The sequence below is a fragment of the Pseudonocardia sp. Ae150A_Ps1 genome (assembly GCF_001932315.1).
In the GTDB taxonomy this organism is placed as follows: domain Bacteria; phylum Actinomycetota; class Actinomycetes; order Mycobacteriales; family Pseudonocardiaceae; genus Pseudonocardia.
The window spans coordinates 2,502,152-2,521,478 of sequence record NZ_MCIJ01000001.1 but is presented as its reverse complement, the minus strand read 5'-3'; the positions used below and the strand labels follow the sequence as shown (position 1 = coordinate 2,521,478).

The window sequence follows — 19,327 nt, the reverse complement described above, 5'->3', positions numbered from 1 at the left end:
TCCTCCTCGACGAGGCATACGGCGGCACCCGGCCCAGGAGCTGCTCCGGGTGGGTGAACCGTACCGTCCGTCAACCGCTCGACGATTCCGCGTCACGACGATGTTTCGACTCTGCCGCCGGACCCGGTGAACGATTACCGTCCCGCGGGAACGTGCGCCGCCGACCGAGCGGTGCCGGAACGGGGAGGACGTTCGTGCGGATCAACCAGCGCATCGGACGGCGTGGCCGGTTCGCGACCGCGATCGCCGTCGCGGCCGTCGCGGCACTCGCACTGTCGGGCTGTGCCCGCGACACCGGCGGCGGTGGGGGGACCGCGCAGGGCGGAGAGTGCGAGCGCGTCGCGCCGCCGTCCGTCCCGGCGGCGAGCGCGCAGCCGGCACCGGAGAAGCCGAAGGCGGACGCGAGCCCGCTCAAGGTCGGCCTGGCCTACGACATCGGCGGGCGGGGCGACGCGTCGTTCAACGACGCCGCCGCGGCCGGCCTGGACCGGGCCGTCGCCGAGCTGGGCCTGCAGAAGGCCAACACCCGCGAGGCGACCGCGCAGCAGGGCGAGAGCGAGGACGCCGGCACGAACCGGCTCCGTCAGCTCGCGCAGGGCGGTTTCGACCCGATCATCGCGGTCGGCTTCAACTACGCCACCGGCGTGGGCACGGTCGCGAAGGAGTTCCCGCAGACGCAGTTCGCGATCGTCGACGACGACACCGTCGACCTCCCCAACGTCACCCCGCTGGTGTTCGCCGAGGAGCAGGGCTCCTTCCTGGTGGGTGCCGCAGCCGCGCTCAAGACGGCGGCCTGCAAGGTCGGTTTCGTCGGCGGCGTCGACAACCCGCTGATCCAGAAGTTCGAGGCCGGGTACGAGCAGGGCGCCACGGCCGTCGCGCCGGACGTCCAGGTCGACGCGTCCTACATCTCGCCGGCCGGAGACTTCTCCGGCTTCAACGACGCCACCCGCGGCACCGAGATCGCCTCCGGCCAGTACGACAGCGGCTCGGACATCTCCTTCGCCGCCGCGGGGCAGTCGAACCAGGGCGTCTTCGCGGCCGCGCAGACCGCGCAGAAGAAGGCGATCGGGGTCGACTCCGACCAGTACAACTCGCCGCAGCTGACCGAGGTCCGCGACACGATCATGACGTCGATGATCAAGCGGGTCGACGTGGCGGTGTACGACTACGTCAACGCCGTCGCCGGCAACACGGTCGACCAGCTGCCCGAGCGGTTCGACCTCAAGAACGACGGCGTCGGCTACTCCCTCTCCGGTGGACAGGTCGACGACATCCGGCCGCAGCTCGAGGCGTACAAGGCCGCGATCATCGCCGGGCAGATCCAGGTCACCTCGACGAAGTGACACAGGAGCCGTACGCGGTCGAACTGCGCGGGATCACCAAGCGGTTCCCCGGCGTCGTCGCCAACGACGGCGTGGACCTCGCCGTGGCCACCGGTGAGGTCCACGCCCTGTGCGGCGAGAACGGGGCCGGCAAGTCGACCCTGATGAAGATCCTCTACGGGATGCAGCCGCCCGACGAGGGCACGATCGCCGTCGGTGGGGCGGAGATCCGCTTCCGTAATCCCGCCGACGCGATCGCCGCCGGGATCGGGATGGTCCACCAGCACTTCATGCTGGCCGACAACCTCACCGTCGCCGAGAACGTGCTGCTCGGGGCAGAGCGGTTGCACGGCATCGGGCGCGCCGGCCGGGCCCGGATCGCGGAGCTGTCCGCGACCGTCGGGCTCGGGGTGCGGCCGGACTCGCTCGTCGAGCACCTCGGCGTCGCCGACCGGCAGCGCATCGAGATCCTCAAGGTGCTCTACCGGGGTGCCCGCACGGTGATCCTCGACGAGCCGACCGCCGTGCTGGTCCCGCAGGAGGTCGACGAGCTGTTCGCGACCGTGCGCTCGATGCGGGCCGACGGCTACATGTTCCTGTTCATCTCGCACAAGCTCGACGAGGTGCGCGCCATCGCCGACCGGATCACGGTCGTCCGGCGCGGCCGCACGGTCGGCACCGCCGACCCCGGCTCGGTCACCAACCGCGAGCTCGCCGAGATGATGGTCGGCTCCGAGCTGCCGTCGCCGGAGACCCGCGACTCGACCGTCACCGACCGCGAGGTCCTCCGCGTCGAGGGGCTCGGCCTGCCCGACCCGCACGGCGGCCGGGACCTGCTCGACGGCGTCGATCTCGTCGTGCACGCCGGTGAGGTCGTGGGCATCGCCGGCGTCGAGGGCAACGGCCAGACCGAGCTGGTCGAGACGGTCATGGGGATGCGCAGGCACGCCCGCGGCCGGGTCCTGCTCTCCGGCGACGACGTCTCCGGGCTGTCCACGATGGCCCGCCGCGAGCGCGGCGTCGGCTACGTCCCCGAGGACCGGTCCCGGCACGCCCTGCTCGGCGAGCAGCCACTGTGGGCGAACCGGGTGCTCGGCTTCCAGTCCCGGCCGCCGATCGGGCGGCGCGGGCTGATCGACCGGGCCGCGGCCCGCGCCGACACCGCACGGATCGTGAGCGACTTCGACGTCCGCACGCCCGGCATCGACGTCATGGCGTCGGCGCTCTCCGGGGGCAACCAGCAGAAGCTCGTCGTCGGGCGGGAGCTGTCCGGTGAGCCGGTGCTGCTGATCGCCGCGCACCCGACCCGCGGCGTCGACGTCGGCGCGCAGGCCGGGATCTGGGCCGAGCTGCGCCGGGCCCGGGCCGCGGGCCTCGCCGTGCTGCTGGTCTCCGCCGACCTGGACGAGCTGATCGGGCTGTCCGACACGCTCGCCGTCATCCTGGACGGGCGGCTGGTCGGCACCGCCGATCCCGCCACCGTCACCCCCGAGGAGCTGGGCACGAAGATGACCGGGGCCGCGACATGATCCGGCTGCGGGGCGCGATCGTGGCGCCCGCGTTGGCGATCGGCGTCGCCGCGCTGCTGTGCGCGGTCGCGCTGCTGATCAGCGGCGCCTCACCGTGGACGGCGATCACCACGATCCTGTCCCAGCTCGGTTCGGGCACGGTCGCGGTGGACACGGTGAACTCCGCCGCCGTCTACTACATCGCCGCGCTGGCGGTCGCGATCGGCTTCCAGATGCGGTTGTTCAACATCGGCGTCGAGGGGCAGTTCCGGGTCGCCGCCTGCGTGGCGGCGATCGTCGGCGGGACCGTGGTCCTGCCGCCGGTGCTGCACACGCTGCTGATCATGGTCGTGGCGGTGCTGACGGGGGCGGCGTGGATCGCGATCCCCGCCCTGCTCAAGGCCTACCGCGGCGTCTCCGAGGTCATCTCGACGATCATGCTGAACGCGATCGCCACCGGGCTGATCGCCTTCCTGATCCGGGCCGAGACCTTCGGCGAGCTGCGCGGCAACAACATCACCACCCCGCCGATCCCGGAGTCCGGCTGGTTCCCGGGGATCTCGGTCGGCAACGGGACGATCTTCGGGATGGTCTTCGTCGCCGGGGCGCTGGGAGCGGGCTACTGGTTCCTGCTGGCCCGCACCCGGTTCGGCTTCGAGCTGCGTGCCTCCGGCGAGTCGGCGACGGCGGCGTCGGCGGGCGGGGTGAACGCCCGCCGGACGATCGTCGTCGCACTGCTGCTCTCCGGCGCCGTCGCCGGCCTGATCGGGCTGCCCGAGCTGCTCGGCCGCGACCACGCCTACACGCTCACGTCGCCGCAGGGGTACGGCTTCACCGGCATCGCGATCGCGCTGCTGGGCCGCAACCACCCGGTGGGCATCGCGCTCGGCGCGCTGCTCTGGGCGTTCCTGGACAAGTCCGCGGTGGCGCTCGACGTCGTCGGGATCCCGCGGGAGATCGTGCTGATCATGCAGGGGCTGATCGTGCTGTCGGTGGTCGTCGCCTACGAGCTGGTACGACGGGTGGAGCGGCGCGCCGAGCAGCGGCGGGTCGCGGACTCCGCACCCGCTCCGGAACGGGTGGAGGCGACGACATGACCGCCGCCGTCCTGGAACGCGCCGGGCGGCTGCCCGGCTGGGCGCGGTCCGCGCTGATCGCGGCGGGGCTGGTGCTCGTCCTGTCGATCACGGTGACGCTGACCGGGCAGACCCAGCTCGCCTCGTCCGGCACGTCGGAGGCCGCCGTCCGGCTCGGCCTGCCGATCCTGTTCGCGGCGCTCGGCGGGCTCTGGGCCGAGCGCGCGGGCATCATCAACATCGGTCTCGAGGGCATGATGGTGCTCGGGACCTGGGGTGCCGCCTGGGCCGGCTACCAGTGGGGGCCGTGGGCTGCGATGCTCGGCGGGCTCGCGTTCGGCGCGCTCGGCGGGCTGGTGCACGCGGTCGCGACGGTCACGTTCAACGTCAACCACATCGTCTCCGGTGTGGCGATCACGCTGCTCGGTACCGGGATCACCAAGTACCTGGCGACGCTCGTCTTCGCACCGGTCTCGCAGAACCCCCGCCAGTCCCCGCGGCTCGACGGGTTCACCGAGTTCTCCGTACCCGGCGTCTCGCAGGGGTTGCAGGCGCTGGAGGCACAGCAACGGGTGTTCGTGTCGGACCTCGCCGGGCTGCTGTCCGGCCTGGTCACCGGGCTGACGCCGATCGTCGTCCTCGGGTTCGCGCTGGTCCCGTTCAGCTTCTGGGTCCTGTGGCGGACACCGTTCGGGCTGCGCCTGCGGTCGTCGGGCGAGTCGCCGGTGGCGGCCGAGTCGCTGGGCGTCGACGTCGTGCTGCACAAGTACGCCGCGGTGATCGTCTCCGGCGGGCTCGCCGGGCTCGGCGGCGCGGCGCTGGTGCTCAACCCCGGCCAGCTCGGCTACCTGGAGAACCAGGTGGGCGGCCGCGGCTACATCGGACTCGCCGCGATGATCTTCGGCAACTGGCGGCCCGCCGGGCTGCTGGTCGGCTCGGCGCTGTTCGGCTACGTCGACGGCCTGCAGCTGCGGGCCGGGGGCGAGGCGGTGCACGCGCTCCTCTACGCCGCGACCCTCGTCGCGGTCGTCGTCGCCGTGCTGTGGGCGATCCGGCGGATGTGGACGGCCGCCGCGGTCGCGCTGGGCGCCGGCGTCGCGGTCTACGCGCTGTACTGGTCGATCGAGTCGGTGCCGTCGGAGTTCGCGTCCTACGCCCCGCAGCTGGTCACGCTGATCGTGCTCGCGGCAGCGTCCCAGCGACTACGACCACCGGCCCGGCTCGGCGATCCGTACCGGCGCGGGGAGGGCCGCTAGGTGGCGGGCGGCGGACCGTCCGGCGCCGGTGCGGACATGGTGCGCCCGGACCCGCCGGTGCCCGGCTGGGACGCGTTGCGCGCGGCCGCGGTCGAGGCCGCGGCCTGGGCGTACGCCCCGTACTCGGGCCTGCGGGTGGGCGCCGCGGCACTCGTCGACGACGGCCGGGTGATCACCGGCTGCAACGTCGAGAACGCCTCCTACGGCCTCGGCGTCTGCGCCGAGGTGACCCTCGCCGGGCAGCTGCGGCTCTCCGGCGGCGGACGGCTGCTGGCGGTCGCGTGCCGGTCCGGCGGCGGCGACCTGCTGATGCCGTGCGGCCGGTGCCGGCAGGTCCTGTACGAGTTCGGCGGACGGGAGCTGCTGTGCGACACCCCCCGGGGCGTGCTGCCCTTCACCGAGGTGCTGCCCGACGCGTTCGGCCCGGAGCACCTGCCGTGACGGTCGACGGGGACGCCGGGAGGTCGCGATGATCCGCGGGGTGGGATGGGCCGACGCGCCGGAGCCGGCGCCGTCGTTCAGCGCGGTCGAGATCATCGCCGCCAAGCGGGACTGCCGCGAGCTGACCCGCGACCAGATCGAGTGGGTGGTGGGCGCCTACACCCGCGACGAGGTCGCCGACGAGCAGATGTCCGCGCTCGCCATGGCGATCCTGCTCAACGGGATGGACGCGGCCGAGACGGCGCACTGGACCCAGGCGATGATCGACTCCGGGGACGTCCTGGACTTCGGCGACGTCGGGCGCCCGCTGGTCGACAAGCACTCCACCGGCGGGGTCGGCGACAAGATCACCCTGCCGCTGGCGCCGCTGGTCGCGGCCTGCGGTGCGGCCGTCCCGCAGCTGTCCGGGCGCGGGCTCGGGCACACCGGCGGCACCCTGGACAAGCTGGAGGCGATCCCCGGCTGGCGGGCGTCGCTGTCCACCGCGGAGATCCGGGAGCAGCTCGCCGAGGTCGGCGCCGTGATCTGCGCGACGACCCCGACGCTGGCACCGGCCGACCGGCGGCTCTACGCGCTGCGCGACGTCACCGGCACCGTCGAGTCGGTCCCGCTGATCGCCAGCTCGATCATGAGCAAGAAGCTGGCCGAGGGCACCGGCGGGCTGGTGCTCGACGTCAAGGTCGGGTCCGGTGCCTTCATGAAGAGCCTCGGCCGCGCCGGGGAGCTGGCCGACGCCATGACCGGGATCGGCGCCGCGCACGGCCTCCCGACGACGGCGCTGATCACCGACATGGCCCGCCCGCTCGGCCGGTGCGTGGGCAACGCGCTCGAGGTCGGGGAGTCGGTGGAGGTGCTCCGCGGCGGCGGACCCGCCGATCTCGTCGAGCTGACGGTCGCGCTGGCCCGCGAGATGCTGGACCTGGCCGGGATCACCGACGCCGATCCGGCCGCGGTGCTCGCGTCCGGCAAGGCCCACGCGGTGTGGGAACGGATGATCGCCGCGCAGGGCGGCGACCCGGACGCGCCGCTGCCGGTCGCCCGGCACGTCGAGCAGGTCACCGCCGACCGGTCCGGCGTGTTCTCCGGGGCCGACGCGCTCGCCGTCGGCCCCGCGGCCTGGCGGCTCGGTGCCGGGCGGGCCCGCAAGGAGGACCCGGTGCAGGCCGCGGCAGGGGTGCGGTTGCTGGTGGAGCCCGGCGACGAGGTCCGGGCCGGGACTCCGCTGCTGGAACTGCACACCGACACCCCGGAGCGGATCCCGGACGCACGGAGGCTGGTCGCCGGTGCGGCGCTGCTGATCACGGCGGACCCGCCGCCGGAGCGGGACCTCGTGCTGGACGTGCGCCGGGCGGAGTGACCCGCGGGCCGGCGTCCGGACGGGGCCACGGTCCTGCGCCGGGCGGCTCGGGGCGGACGATTCCGATCCGGCACGATGGTGCGCGATGCGTGAGGACCGACGGGTGGAGCGGGACCCGATACCCCGACCGGTGATGCCGGAGCGGGGCCGCCCTGCACCCCCGGAGACCGCCGGGGAGGTCACCCCCCCGGTCGGGCGACCGGTGCGGCCGGACGACGGCCCGGAGACCACCCCGATCGACCCGGTCGCCGCCCCCGGTCGGCGCGAGCCGGAGACCCCGACCCAGGGGATCCCGGCCGCGGCACCGGGCGCGGACCCGGGGACCCCGGCGAAGGGGACCGAGAACGCGGGCTCCCTCGTCCGGTCCTCCGGGATGATCGCGATCGCCAGCCTGGTCAGCCGGGTCACCGGGTTCGTCCGGAACCTGGCGCTGGTCGCGGTGCTGGGACTGGCCGTCGTCAACGACTCGTACAGCGTGTCCAACACGCTGCCGAACATCGTCTACGAGCTGCTGCTCGGCGGTGTCCTCACCAGCGTGATGATCCCGGTGCTGGTCCGGGCCCAGGCCGAGGACGCCGACGGCGGCGAGCACTTCACCCGCAAGCTGCTGACGGTCGTCGGTGCGGCGCTGCTGGTCGCCACGGCGATCGCCATGCTCGCCGCGCCGCTCCTCACCGCGCTCTACATCAGCTCGGACACGGGCCGGGCCAATCCCGAGCTGGCGACGGCGTTCGCCTGGCTGCTGCTCCCGCAGATCTTCTTCTACGGCATCGGGGCGCTGCTCGGCGCGATCCTGAACTCCAAGCAGGTGTTCGGGCCGTTCGCGTGGGCGCCGGTGCTGAACAACGTCGTCGTGCTGGGCGTGCTCGCCGTCTACGTGCTGGTACCGGGGGAGATCTCCACCGACCCCGTGCAGATGGGCGACCCGAAGCTGCTCGTCCTGGGGCTGGGTACGACGCTGGGCATCGTCGTCCAGGCGCTCGTGCTGATCCCCTTCATGCGGCGGATCGGGTTCCGGTACCGCCCCGTGTGGGGCTGGGACCCGCGCCTGTCGCGGGCCGGCGGGATGGCGTTGTGGATCGTCGGCTACGTCCTCGTCGGGCAGGCCGGCTACGTCGTCACCACCCGGGTGGCCACCCAGTCCGACGGCGGCTCGTTCGCCACCTACATGAACGCGTGGCTGCTGCTGCAGGTCCCGTACGGCGTGCTCGGCGTCTCGCTGCTGACCGCGCTGATGCCGCGGATGAGCCGGGCCGCCGCGAACGGGGACACGGCGCAGGTCGTCACCGATCTCTCGCTCGGTGCCCGGCTCTCCACGGTCGGGCTGCTCCCGATCGCGGCGATCATGACGGCGTTCGGCGGAGCGCTGGGCACCGCGCTGTTCTCGGTCGGCGCGGGCAGCGGCACGGGGGCGGCCCGGCTCGGCGAGACCGTCGCCTGGTCGGCGTTCGGGCTGCTGCCGTACGCGGTGACGATGCTGCAGATGCGGGTCTTCTACGCGATGACCGACTCGCGGACCCCGACGCTGATCCAGGTCGGCATGGTCGGCGTGAAGATCCCGCTGCTGCTGCTGTGCCCGCTGCTGCTGCCCCCCGAGCAGGTCGTGCTGGGCCTCGCCGCGGCGAACGGGCTGTCGTTCGTCGGCGGTGCCGTGATCGGGCAGTGGCTGCTGCGCAGGCGGCTGGGCCGGGTCCGCACCGCCGAGGTGCTGAACACCCTGTTCCGGGTCGCGTTCGCGTCCGCCGCGGGCGCGGCGATCGCCTGGGGTCTCGCGCAGCTCGCGGAGCCCGCGATGGCCGACTGGCCGGTCGTCGCCCGGGCCTGGACGATCCTGGTCGGCGGCACCCTGGTCGCGCTGCCGCTCGCGGTCGTGGGCATGCGGCTGCTGAAGGTCGCCGAGCTCGACGCGGTCTTCCGGCGCCTCGCACGGCGGTGACGGCCGTGCCAGCATCGGGCCGGTGGACCCTCTCGAGTTCCCGCCGCTGAGCGAGCTGCGCCGCCGCACGAGCATGAAGTGGCGGACCTACGACGACGACGTCCTCCCGCTGTGGGTGGCGGAGGCCGACGTCGGGCTCGCCCCCGCCGTCGTCGACGCGGTCACCGGGGTGCTCCGGCGCGGCGACACCGGCTACCCGGCCGGCTCCGGCTACGCCGAGGCGTTCGCGCGGTTCGCCCGGGACCGGTGGGGCTGGGACCTCGACCCGCGGCGGGCGCTGGTCGTGCCGGACGTGATGCAGGGTGCCGTCGAGACGCTGCGGGTCGTCGCCCCGGACGGCGGTGTCGTCGTCACGCCGCCGGTGTACCCGCCGTTCCACTCCCACCTGCGTCAGGCGGGCCTGGAGCCGGTGCCGGCGCCGCTCACCGCCGACGGCCGGCTCGACCCGGACACCCTCGCGACGGCGTTCGCACGGCCGGGCGTGGGTGCGTTCCTGCTGTGCTCGCCGCACAACCCGACCGGCACCGTGCACACCGCCGCCGAGCTCGCGGTCGTGGCGGAGCTCGCGCGCCGGCACGGGGTCACCGTCGTCGCCGACGAGATCCACGCCCCGCTGGTCGACCCGGGCACGCCCTTCACACCGTGGCTGACCGTGCCGGGTGCCGAGGACGGCGTCGCACTGCTGTCGGCGTCGAAGGGATGGAACCTGGCCGGGCTGAAGGCGGCGATCGCCGTCGTCGGGCCGGAGGCCGATCCGGGATGCCTGCCCGCGGAGATCCTGGAGGTCGGGGCGAGCCACGTCGCCGTGCACGCGCACGTCGCGGCGCTCGACGACGGCCGGGACTGGCTGGACGGCTTCGTCACCGCGATCGCCGGCAACCGGGCGCTGCTCGGCGAGCTGCTGGACGGGTGGCTCCCGGACGTCCGGTACCGGCCGGGAGCCGCGTCGTTCCTGGCGTGGCTGGACTGCCGGGCCCTCGGGCTCGGCGACGATCCCGCGGCCGTGTTCCTGGAGCGGGGCCGGGTGGCACTCAACGCGGGCCTGCCGTTCGGGGCGGGTGGAGCCGGGCACGCCCGCCTGAACCTCGCGACGCACCCGGACGTCCTCACCGAGGCGGTGCGCCGGATGGCCGGCGCGCTGCGCTGACCCGCCCGGCACCGGCCCGGGACGCACGAACGCCGCGCCCCGGGTGCGGGACGCGGCGTTCGCGGGGATCGACCGGCTCAGTCGTCCGGGTCGTCGTTCACCAGGTCGGCCGCCGAGGCGCCGTTCTGGCTCTTCACCGCCACCTTCTGGCGGCCGCGGCGCTGGGCCGGGCGCGGCGGGGGCGGCGGGGCCGACTGCTGGGCGTACTGGCCGCCCCGGCCCATGATCAGCTCCGCGAACGTGGCCATGGCCTCGTCCAGCTGGCTGGCGTTGCGGCGCTCGGACTCCGCGTTGGCGCGGGTCACCAGGTCGGTCACCGAGCCGGCGTCCGGGCGGTCCCGCAGCACCGCGTCGAGCTCGCCGAGCCGGGTGCCGACGTCGCCCGACACCTTGTCGACGTCGCCGGAGAGCTTCTCCAGGCGGGAGTCGACGTCACCGGTGAGCTTGTCCAGCCGCCCGTCGACGCTCTCGGAGAGCCCGTCGAAGCGGCCGTCGACGTCGGTCGAGAGCTTGTCGAGTCGCTGGTCGAAGCCGGTGAGCTTCTCGTCGACGCCGGTGAGACGGTCACCGACCGAGCCGTCGAGCTCGCCGAGGCGGTCCTTGAGCGAGCCGCCGAGCTCGCCGACCCGCTCCTTGACCGACCCGTCGAGGTCGGCCAGCTTGCCGTCGAGCCCGGTCTCGACCGAGTCCAGACGGGTGCCGACCTCCTCCAGCCGTGCGGACAGCGCCTCGAGACGCTCGGTGAGGCCGTCGAACGCGGGGGTCGGGTCGACCGCCGGGCGCTGGGACAGCTCCTCCAGCCTGCGGTGCAGGCCGACGGACGTGTCGCCGAGCAGGTTGCGCAGGCCCTCGCCGGTCTCCTCGAACGAGCTCACCGCGCCGTCGAGCTGCTCCTTGACCTGACGCTCGATGCCGTCGACGCGCTCCTTGATCGGGGAGGCGACGGCGTTCGGCATGGCGTCCAGCCGCATCTCGTGCCGGTCGAGCCGGTTGTCGAGGTCGTCGAGGCGCTTGTGCAGGCCGCCGAGGCGGTCGTCCAGGCCGTCCATCCGGCCGGAGACGCCTTCGAGGCGGCCGCCCATGCCGTCGAGCCGGCCGTCGAGCTGGGCGATCGGCTTGGCCAGCTTGTCCGGCAGCGACTCGATCGCCCGGGTGATCGCGCCGAGCACGATCTCCTGGTTGTCGAGCTTCGTGACCGTCTCGTCGAGGCGCTCGGAGAGGACGTTGAGCTCGGTCCGGTCGGGGAGCTCGGTGAGCTTCTTGCGCACGGTGCCGATGGCGTCCAGTGCGGCCAGCCGGGCGTGGATCTCGTCGAGGGAGTCGAAGATCTGTTGCTGTTCGCTGTCACGGATCTCGGCCGCCCGCATGAGCATGCCGCGCATCCGGTCGAACGAGAGGTTCGAAGTGTCGCTCATGGCACCTGCTGCGCTTCCTCTGAGCCAAGTGGGGAGTGCCCAGAGGGTAGCGACCGCCGTTCGAGCGTCGACGGACGGTGTTGGGTTGAGCCGTCCGGGGCATGTCTCGCGCCCGGATCGGGGACGATCATGGCAGGTCGGGGCGGCCGGTGGCGCGCGCCACGCCGGTCCGGGGCGGATCCGGGCCGGGACCGGCGTGGGGTCGGTCACGGTCGCGGCCCGGCCCGTGCCGTTGCGGCCGGGTCCGCTCGGTACCGTCTGGCCGTGGCAGATCCCGCGGACCCGAGCCCGACGCCCGTCAGCCGCGAGACCGTGCGCGAGGCGCCCAAGGTGCTGCTGCACGACCATCTCGACGGCGGCCTGCGCGTCGGGACGGTCGTCGACCTGGCCCGCGAGATCGGCTACGACCGGCTGCCGACGACCGGCCCCGGCGAGCTCGCCGCGTGGTTCCTCGGCGCCGCCCACTCCGGGTCGCTGGAGCGGTACCTGGAGACGTTCGGCCACACCGTCGCCGTGATGCAGACCCGGGAGGCGCTGAGCCGGGTCGCGGCCGAGGCGGCCGAGGACCTCGCAGGCGACGGCGTCGTCTACGCCGAGGTGCGGTTCGCCCCCGAGCTGCACGTCGAGGGCGGCCTCGACGTCGACGCCGTCATCGACGCCGTGCTCGACGGGTTCCGGATCGGCACCGAGCGGGCCGCCGCGGCCGGGCGGACGATCCGGATCGGCGTCCTCCTCACCGCGATGCGGCACGCCGCCCGGTCGCGGGAGATCGCCGAGCTGGTGGTGCGGCACCGCCCGCCGCTCGACGCACCGGCGCCGGGCGGTGTCACCGCACCGGCCCCGGTCGCCGTCGTCGGCTTCGACATCGCCGGGGCCGAGAAGGGGTTCCCGCCCACCCGCCACCTCGACGCCTTCGAGTACGTCCGCCAGCAGAACGCGCACGTCACCATCCACGCCGGCGAGGCGTTCGGGCTGCCGTCGATCTGGGAGGCGATCCAGTGGTGCGGCGCGGACCGGCTCGGGCACGGCGTCCGCATCGTCGACGACATCGAGGTCCGTGCCGGTGAGGCGCCCCGGCTGGGCCGCCTGGCCGCCTACGTCCGCGACAGCCGGGTGCCGCTGGAGATGTGCCCGACGTCGAACCTCAACACCGGCGCGGTGGCGTCGCTGGCCGAGCACCCGATCGGCCTGCTCACCGAGTTGCGGTTCCGGGTCACCGTGAACACCGACAACCGGCTGATGTCGGGCTGCACGATGACCAGCGAGATGACCGATCTCGCCGAGACCTTCGGCTACGGCTGGGACACCCTGCAGTGGTTCACGGTGAACGCGATGAAGTCGGCCTTCATCGGCTTCGACGAGCGGCTCGCCCTGATCGACGAGGTGATCAAGCCGGGGTACGAGGCGCTGGCGCGCCCGCTCGCGCCCTAGTGCTCCCGGAGCCGGGCCTCGAGCCCGGCGACCAGCTCGCCCCAGGACTGCGCCTCCTGGCTGAACGGCGGGCTCGGAGCCATCCGGGTCGGGTCCGGGCGGACGACGAACGACACCAGCCAGCCCAGGCTGTTCGACTCGGCCAGCGAGTCGGCGGGCTCGGGGTCCCCGGCCCACTCGCCGACGTCGGTCAGCAGCTCGGACGCCAGGTCCAGCTGCACCGGGTCCAGGTCGAGCACGCCCTCGGCCAGGTCCGGGCCGATGCCGGTCAGCACGTAGGTGTTCATGTCGTCGACGCCCTCGTCGAGGTCGCCGGTCCCCGCGGCCTCCAGCACGTCGGTGAAGGTGACGGCCGCCGCGAGATCGGTGCCGTGCACCGCGGGGTGCTCCGGATCGGCCAGCGCACGGAACATCGCCCGCTCGGAGCCGAAGACGTCGATCTTCCCGTCGGAGCCGAGGAAGACCGGCTTGTCGTCCAGGTAGCACCGCAGGGTCACGACCGAGCGGTCGCCGGACTCGATCCGGATCGGGTCGATGCCGACCCGCGTCCAGAACCCGTCCGGGGCCTCGTCCTCGTCGTCGGCCTCCGCCGCACCGGCCTCGAGCGCGGCGGCCTCCAGGGCCTCGTCGTCGTCGGCCTCCGCGGCGCCGAAGGCGGCCTCGCGGGCCGCCTCCCACTCGGCGGCCTCGGTCCGCGCCTTCTCCAGCGCGCCGGCGTCGACGTCGGGGGTGGAGACGAGCCCGTCGACGGTGTCGACGATCTCGTCCCAGTGCCGGGTGAGCGCCTCGGAGAGGGCGGACCAGTGCTTCGCGCCCTCGCGGCCACCGAAGGCCTGCTCGCCCTCACGCAGCAGCGCGAACGACGGCTCACCGTCCAGCGCGGTGATCACGTTCTCGAGATCGCAGACGTCGGCGAGCGAGCGGACGATCGAGACGGCCTCGTGCAGCTCCTGCACGGTGAACGCGTCGGGGTCGCCCGCGGCGAGCTCGGGCAGCCCGACGAGGTCGTAGCGGTGGGCCTCGTCCGGGGTCAGCTCCCCGACGGCGAGACCGGGGACCGCGGCCCACGCGGGGTGGTCCTCGAGGTCGTGCCCGGACGCGGTACGGACGAACGCGGCGAGGCCCGCGACCTCGTCGAAGACGAACACGTGTTCGTCGTCGCCGAGGAAGGCCTCCCACTCCTCGCCGTCCTCGCGCCACGGAGGTGCCCACAGGGTGACCACGTCGCCCCGTGTGAGGGCGAGCCGGATCGGGACGATGTCGCTTGCCACGTCGCCGACCCTATCGTCGGTGCGGACGACCGGCCGGGCCGACCGCCCGGGTGTCGCCGACAACGGCTGCGGCACCGGTCACCGGTGCCGCAGAAGTCGGTGCGCGCCCGCCGTCGCGGGATCGGGGCCCGGTGGTGCGGCGGGACGCGCGTCTGTTCTCCGTGTGTCTCCGCGGGGCCTCGGGGCGGCCCCGCCGGGGGTCAGGCCTGGCTGTGCAGTCGGACCACGCCGATCGAGACGTCCTCGAGACCGCCACGGTTGAAGTCCCGCCGCAACTGGTCGGCCTTGATGGTCGCCGTCATCCCGTCGAACGGGCCGTGCGCGTCCACCTCCCCGGTCTGCGGGTCCACCGCCAGAACGACGTACCCGTCGCACTGCGTGAGCTTTTCCGCAGCAGCGATCAACGTCTGCTCCTCGGAAGTCGTGTTCTCCGGCATCGGATCACCTCCTCGTCATCTAGTACAGCGTCGCCGGAGGCCTCGGTGTGACACCGTTTCGGCCATACCACCCGTTCGGGTCAGGTGAATCCCGAAAATCAGCGACCACGAGTGCTGATCGTGGCACCGGGCGTACAGGGTCACGCGAAGAGGGGAACGCGGCGTGTCGCGAGCGCCACCCGTGGTGATCACGAGATCGATCGGGGATCGACTGTCACGCAAGGTCTGCGGAGGTGTCCGGGGCCTCACCCGGGCGGACGAGAAGGGTCCATGGAGGTGTCTCGACATCACCCGTCGGTGCAGGTCCAGGCCTCACTCTTCGTGAACCGTGACACGCATCCGTGTCAACGTCGTGCCGGTGGTCGAGGGCACCGATCGCGGGGGCTCCGCCGGCGGCCGGGCGTCCGTAGGCTGTCCGCTCGTGGACACGATCGTCGTCGACCACCCGTTGGCGCGGGCTCGGCTGAGCACCATGCGGGACGCGCGGACCGACAACGCCACCTTCCGGGCGGCGCTGCGGGAGCTGACCCTCATGCTGATCTACGAGGCCACCCGGGCGGCCCCGCTCGCGGAGGCCCAGATCCACACCCCGGTCTCCCGGACCGTCGGCTACCGGCTCGCGACGCCGCCGGTGCTCGTCCCGGTGCTGCGGGCGGGGCTGGGGATGGCGGAGGCCGCGCTGAACCTCGTCCCGGAGGCCCAGATGGGCTTCGTCGGGATGGCCCGGGACGAGACGACCCACCAGCCGGTGCCGTACATGGAGTCGCTGCCCGACTCGCTCGTCGGGCGGCCGGTGTTCGTGCTGGACCCGATGCTGGCCACCGGCGGGTCGATGGTGCACACCGTCGAGCTGCTGACCCGCCGCGGCGCCGACGACGTGACCGTCGTCTGTGCACTGTCCGCGCCCGAGGGGGTGCGGCGGCTGGAGGAGTCGGGGCTGCCGGTCCGGATGGTGACGGCCAGCATCGACGAGCGGCTCAACGACTCCGCCTTCATCGTCCCCGGCCTCGGCGACGCCGGGGACCGCCAGTTCGGCTCGGTCTGAGCCCCGTGCCCCGCCGTCCGGGGCGCCGCTGGGTCCGGCGTCTCCTCTCCGCCGCGGTGGTCCTCGCCGTCGCCGGCACCGTCTCGGTGCTGTCCGCGGCGGACCGGCCGGAGGAGATCGACGTCCCGGCGGCCTCGGCGCCGGGGACCCTCAAGGTGATGCCGCTCGGGGCGTCGTCGACGGTCGGGGTCGGCAGCACGGCCACCGCCGGGTACCGGCTGCCGCTGTGGGAGCGGCTCACGGCACGCGGTGTCCGGCTCGACTTCGTCGGCTCCCGGAACGGCGGCCCGGACGCACTGCCCGACGGCGACCACGAGGGCCGGTCCGGCTGGACCGCCGCCCGGATGCTCCCCATGACCGGCGGGTGGGTGCTGGCCGCCGAGCCGGACGTCGTCCTGCTGCACGCGGGCACGAACGACCTGCTGAACGGTGTGTCGGCCCGGGACACCGCGACGACGCTCGACCGGATGCTGGACCGGATCTTCGCCGCGGCACCCCGCACCCACGTGATCATGGCGGGGGTGTGGGCGCCGCTGACGAAGCAGCGCGCGCAGCGTGCCGAGCTCGGACGGCGGCTGCCCGGCGTCGCGGCGAAGCACCGGGCGGCCGGTCACTCGGTGGAGTACCTGGACGTCTCGGGCCTGTTCCCGGCCACCCGCACCGCCGACGGCCTGCACGCCGGGCAGGCCGCCTACCGGGAGATCTCCGAGGCGTGGGCCGAGCGGATCGAGGCGTGGCTGGAACGCCCGCCCGACCGCCGCCGCGCCGCCGGGTAGCTCAGCCGTCGGGCATGACGGTCGCGGCGAGCACCGCCCCCAGCTCGCGGCAGGCCTCCCGGGCGGCCCGGTCCGGCGCCCCGGTGACCTCGACCGGGGCGGTGGCCGCGCTCCAGCCCATGCCCTCGGCGATCGCCGTCACCGACCGGGTGGCCCCCGAGGTGTCCGACCCGCCGTGCACCCACAGGCCGTAGGGCAGGCCCCGGGTGTCCTCGCCGCAGACGTAGTAGACCTGGTCGAGGAAGTGCTTCAGCGCCCCGGACATGTAGCCGATGTTGGCCGGGGTGCCGAGCAGCACCGCGTCGGCGGCCAGCAGGTCCGACGCGGTCGCGGCGAGCGCGGCGCGGGCGACGGTCTCCACCCCGGTGATCTCCGGGTCGGCGGCACCGGCCGTCACCTCGGCCAGCAGCTCGGCGGTCGCGGGGGACGGCGTGTGGTGCACGATCAGCAGCGTCGTCACGGCCCCAGCATCCCCGCGACCTCGGCTCGCAGCGCGGCGAGCCGCCCGGCGGCCCGCTCCCGCGACCCCGGCACCAGCGCGACGTCACCGACCGGCTCGCCGACGACCTCCAGGTACGCCTTGAGCTTCGGCTCGGTCCCGGACGGGCGGATCACCACGCGGACGCCGTCGCGCCGCAGCCGCAGCACGTCCGGGGCCGGCCGGTCGGCATCCCACCCGGCGGGCGGGTCGTCCCGCAGCCGCCGCACCGCCGCGTCCCGGACGGCGGGGTCCAGCCGCAGCGAGATCCCCTCGGTGAGGTGCACCCCGAACTCGGCGGCCAGCTCGTCGAGCCGTTCCGGCACCGACGACCCGTCGGCCGCCAGCCCGCGCACGAGGTCCGCGGCGACGACGGCGGCGGAGATCCCGTCCTTGTCCCGCACCCCGCCGGGGTCGACGCACAGCCCGATGGCCTCCTCGTAGCCGAAGACGAGGCCGTCGCCGCCGCGGACGATCCACTTGAACCCGGTCAGCGTCTCGGCGAAACGGGCCCCGCGGGCGGCGGCGACCCGTCCCAGCATCGACGACGACACCACGGTCGTCGCGACCAGCGGATCGGCGTACGTGCCGGTGCGCAGCAGGTGGTCGCCGAGCAGGACGCCGGTCTCGTCGCCGGAGAGCATCCGCCAGCCGTCACCGGTGGGGACGCCGATCGCGCACCGGTCGGCGTCCGGGTCCAGGGCGACCGCGAGACCGGCCCCCGACGACGCGGCCAGCTCCAGCAGCGCGTCGGTCGCGCCGGGCTCCTCCGGGTTGGGGAACGCGACGGTCGGGAAGTCGGGGTCGGGCCGTGCCTGGCTCGCCACCACGCGGACGTCGTGGACGCCGGTGCGGGCCAGCGCGGCCGTCGCGAGGGCACCCCCGACGCCGTGCATCGGGGTCAGCGCGATCCGCGGTGCCGGGCCCCGCGGCGTCCGCGGGAGCGTCGCGACCCGGTCCAGGTAGGCCTCGGTGACGTCCAGCGGCGCGGGTGCGGTGCCGAGCGGCACCGACACGGCGGCCGGGGCGGCGTCGATCGCGGCCTCGATGCCGGCGTCGTCCGGCGGGACGAGCTGCGCCCCGTCGGCGAGGTAGACCTTGTAGCCGTTGTCGGCGGGCGGGTTGTGCGAGGCGGTCACCGCGATGCCCGCCGCCGCCCCCAGGTGCCGGACGGCGAACGCGACGACCGGCGTCGGCACCGGCCCGTCCAGGACGACCGGGGTGAACCCGGCCCCGGCGAGCACCCGCGCGGTGGCCTCGGCGAACGCGGCGGACCCGTGCCGCGCGTCCCGCCCGACGACGACCCGGCCGCCCGGTCCGCCGTCGCGCGCGGCGAGCCAGGACGCCAGCCCCGCCGTCGCCCGGGTCACCACGGCGACGTTCATCCCGGACGGGCCCGCCCGCACCGGGCCGCGCAGGCCCGCCGTGCCGAACCGCAGCGGCCCGGACATCCGCCCGGCGAGCTCGGCGTCGGCCTCGACGGCGGGCGGGCCGCCCGCCAGCGCCGTCGCGAGGACCCGCTGCAGCTCGGTGCGGGTGGCGGGGTCCGGGTCGTCGGCGATCCAGCGCAGCGCGGCGTCGCGCAGCTCGGGGGCGGGCACGGTCAGATCCGGCCGATCAGGTCGCGGAGCAGCGAACCCATCCGGGTCGCGGCGGCCTGCCCGGCGTCGAGGACCTCCTGGTGGTCCAGCGGCTGCCCGGACAGCCCCGCCGCGAGGTTCGTGACCAGCGAGATCCCGGCGACCTCGCACCCCTCGGCACGGGCGGCGATCGTCTCCATCACCGTCGACATGCCGACCAGGTCGGCGCCGAGGGTGCGCAGCATCCGGATCTCCGCGGGCGTCTCGAAGTGCGGGCCCGGGAGCCCCGCGTAGACGCCCTCGACCAGCGACGGGTCCAGCGCGCGGGCGGCGGCGCGCAGCCGCGGCGAGTACGCGTCGGTGAGGTCGACGAAGTGCGCGCCCTGCAGCGGGGAGCGGGCCAGGAGGTTCAGGTGGTCGGAGATCAGCACCGGCTGCCCGACGGACAGCCCGTCGGTGATCCCGCCCGCGGCGTTGGTGAGGACGACCGTGCCCACCCCGGCGGCGGCCGCGGTGCGGACGCCGTGCACGATCGGATCGGCGCCGTGGCCCTCGTAGAGATGCGTGCGGCCGAGCAGGACGAGGACCTTCGTCCCGCCCACGGTCAGGGACCGGACGGTGCCGCCGTGTCCGACCGCGGACGGCGGCACGAACCCGGGCAGCTCCGACATCGGCACCTCGGCGTCGGCGGGGCCCAGGACGTCGGCGGCGGGGCGCCAGCCGGAGCCGAGCACGACCGCGACGTCGTGGGAACCGGACCCGGTGCGACGGGCGAGCTCGGCGGCGGCCTTCTGGGCGAGCGTCACGGGAGCGGACATGCGGCCAGCCTAGATCCGCCCCGCGGCGGC

At 74.2% G+C, this 19,327-nt stretch carries 17 protein-coding genes; 11 read left to right on the top strand and 6 right to left on the bottom strand.

What is annotated here, in order from left to right; translation table 11 throughout:
* Positions 1-194 precede the first annotated feature (194 nt).
* From Ae150APs1_RS11560 to Ae150APs1_RS11525, 8 genes are all read left to right on the top strand, one after another.
* Entirely contained in the window at positions 195-1,346 is a 1,152-nt protein-coding gene (locus Ae150APs1_RS11560; protein WP_170918075.1) for a BMP family ABC transporter substrate-binding protein, read from the top strand.
* Entirely contained in the window at positions 1,343-2,854 is a 1,512-nt protein-coding gene (locus Ae150APs1_RS11555) for an ABC transporter ATP-binding protein (protein WP_075297476.1), read from the top strand. The genes Ae150APs1_RS11560 and Ae150APs1_RS11555 overlap by 4 nt, the downstream gene beginning before the upstream one ends.
* The gene (locus tag Ae150APs1_RS31160) at positions 2,851-3,930 is read left to right on the top strand and encodes an ABC transporter permease (RefSeq protein WP_010230148.1); all 1,080 of its coding nucleotides are present in this window, start codon (positions 2,851-2,853) and stop codon (positions 3,928-3,930) included. Before Ae150APs1_RS11555 ends, Ae150APs1_RS31160 begins: the two co-directional genes overlap by 4 nt.
* Positions 3,927-5,165 (top strand): ABC transporter permease, encoded by a 1,239-nt coding sequence (locus Ae150APs1_RS31155; protein ID WP_010230145.1) that lies wholly within the window; start codon positions 3,927-3,929, stop codon positions 5,163-5,165. The genes Ae150APs1_RS31160 and Ae150APs1_RS31155 overlap by 4 nt, the downstream gene beginning before the upstream one ends.
* A 36-nt stretch (positions 5,166-5,201) precedes the next feature.
* Positions 5,202-5,606: a cytidine deaminase gene (locus Ae150APs1_RS11540; protein WP_033199552.1), complete on the top strand. Its 405-nt coding sequence runs from the start codon at positions 5,202-5,204 to the stop codon at positions 5,604-5,606.
* Between the two features lie 28 nt (positions 5,607-5,634).
* Positions 5,635-6,963: a thymidine phosphorylase gene (locus tag Ae150APs1_RS11535; RefSeq protein ID WP_075297474.1), complete on the top strand. Its 1,329-nt coding sequence runs from the start codon at positions 5,635-5,637 to the stop codon at positions 6,961-6,963.
* Positions 6,964-7,048: 85 nt separating this feature from the next.
* On the top strand, positions 7,049-8,899 hold the full coding sequence (murJ, locus tag Ae150APs1_RS11530) for a murein biosynthesis integral membrane protein MurJ (RefSeq protein WP_249266302.1): 1,851 nt from the start codon (positions 7,049-7,051) through the stop codon (positions 8,897-8,899).
* Between the two features lie 22 nt (positions 8,900-8,921).
* A complete protein-coding gene (locus Ae150APs1_RS11525) occupies positions 8,922-10,046 on the top strand; it encodes an aminotransferase class I/II-fold pyridoxal phosphate-dependent enzyme (protein WP_075297470.1) in 1,125 nt (374 codons plus the stop codon).
* A gap of 77 nt (positions 10,047-10,123) precedes the next feature.
* Here Ae150APs1_RS11525 and Ae150APs1_RS11520 read toward each other — a convergent pair whose 3' ends face one another.
* A complete protein-coding gene (locus tag Ae150APs1_RS11520) occupies positions 10,124-11,461 on the bottom strand; it encodes a hypothetical protein (protein WP_075297468.1) in 1,338 nt (445 codons plus the stop codon).
* A 264-nt stretch (positions 11,462-11,725) separates the two neighbouring features.
* Between Ae150APs1_RS11520 and Ae150APs1_RS11515 the strand changes: the two genes are divergently transcribed.
* The gene (locus Ae150APs1_RS11515; RefSeq protein WP_075297466.1) at positions 11,726-12,892 is read left to right on the top strand and encodes an adenosine deaminase; all 1,167 of its coding nucleotides are present in this window, start codon (positions 11,726-11,728) and stop codon (positions 12,890-12,892) included.
* On the opposite strand, the gene Ae150APs1_RS11510 is transcribed toward Ae150APs1_RS11515, so the two are convergent.
* Entirely contained in the window at positions 12,889-14,163 is a 1,275-nt protein-coding gene (locus Ae150APs1_RS11510; RefSeq protein WP_029239536.1) for a hypothetical protein, read from the bottom strand. The genes Ae150APs1_RS11515 and Ae150APs1_RS11510 overlap by 4 nt on opposite strands.
* A 200-nt stretch (positions 14,164-14,363) precedes the next feature.
* Positions 14,364-14,600, bottom strand: coding sequence for a hypothetical protein (locus Ae150APs1_RS11505; protein WP_075297464.1), 237 nt, complete (start codon positions 14,598-14,600; stop codon positions 14,364-14,366).
* A 421-nt stretch (positions 14,601-15,021) separates the two neighbouring features.
* On the opposite strand from Ae150APs1_RS11505, the gene upp reads away from it, so the two are divergent.
* Together upp and Ae150APs1_RS11495 are read left to right on the top strand one after the other, a co-directional pair.
* Positions 15,022-15,645: a uracil phosphoribosyltransferase gene (upp, locus tag Ae150APs1_RS11500; RefSeq protein ID WP_010230123.1), complete on the top strand. Its 624-nt coding sequence runs from the start codon at positions 15,022-15,024 to the stop codon at positions 15,643-15,645.
* Between the two features lie 5 nt (positions 15,646-15,650).
* Positions 15,651-16,421, top strand: a complete 771-nt coding sequence (locus Ae150APs1_RS11495) for an SGNH/GDSL hydrolase family protein (protein ID WP_075297462.1) — start codon at positions 15,651-15,653, stop codon at positions 16,419-16,421.
* Position 16,422: 1 nt separating this feature from the next.
* On the opposite strand, the gene Ae150APs1_RS11490 is transcribed toward Ae150APs1_RS11495, so the two are convergent.
* From Ae150APs1_RS11490 to Ae150APs1_RS11480, 3 genes are read right to left on the bottom strand one after another with little or no spacing between them, the layout of a single operon-like run.
* Positions 16,423-16,881, bottom strand: a complete 459-nt coding sequence (locus tag Ae150APs1_RS11490; protein WP_010230119.1) for an NAD(P)H-dependent oxidoreductase — start codon at positions 16,879-16,881, stop codon at positions 16,423-16,425.
* Positions 16,878-18,500, bottom strand: coding sequence for a phospho-sugar mutase (locus Ae150APs1_RS11485; protein ID WP_075297460.1), 1,623 nt, complete (start codon positions 18,498-18,500; stop codon positions 16,878-16,880). The genes Ae150APs1_RS11490 and Ae150APs1_RS11485 overlap by 4 nt, the downstream gene beginning before the upstream one ends.
* Before the next feature lie 2 nt (positions 18,501-18,502).
* Positions 18,503-19,297 (bottom strand): purine-nucleoside phosphorylase, encoded by a 795-nt coding sequence (locus tag Ae150APs1_RS11480; protein ID WP_075297458.1) that lies wholly within the window; start codon positions 19,295-19,297, stop codon positions 18,503-18,505.
* Positions 19,298-19,327: the final 30 nt, after the last annotated feature.

What these genes read in the sequence shown, in the direction of transcription:
- Ae150APs1_RS31160 (WP_010230148.1), top strand. Translation starts at nt 2,851, where the DNA reads ATGATCCGGCTGCGGGGCGCGATCGTGGCGCCCGCGTTGGCGATCGGC.
- Ae150APs1_RS31155 (WP_010230145.1), top strand. Translation starts at nt 3,927, where the DNA reads ATGACCGCCGCCGTCCTGGAACGCGCCGGGCGGCTGCCCGGCTGGGCG.
- Ae150APs1_RS11540 (WP_033199552.1), top strand. Translation starts at nt 5,202, where the DNA reads ATGGTGCGCCCGGACCCGCCGGTGCCCGGCTGGGACGCGTTGCGCGCG.
- Ae150APs1_RS11535 (WP_075297474.1), top strand. Translation starts at nt 5,635, where the DNA reads ATGATCCGCGGGGTGGGATGGGCCGACGCGCCGGAGCCGGCGCCGTCG.
- murJ (WP_249266302.1), top strand. Translation starts at nt 7,049, where the DNA reads ATGCGTGAGGACCGACGGGTGGAGCGGGACCCGATACCCCGACCGGTG.
- Ae150APs1_RS11520 (WP_075297468.1), bottom strand. Translation starts at nt 11,461, where the DNA reads ATGAGCGACACTTCGAACCTCTCGTTCGACCGGATGCGCGGCATGCTC.
- Ae150APs1_RS11505 (WP_075297464.1), bottom strand. Translation starts at nt 14,600, where the DNA reads ATGCCGGAGAACACGACTTCCGAGGAGCAGACGTTGATCGCTGCTGCG.
- Ae150APs1_RS11480 (WP_075297458.1), bottom strand. Translation starts at nt 19,297, where the DNA reads ATGTCCGCTCCCGTGACGCTCGCCCAGAAGGCCGCCGCCGAGCTCGCC.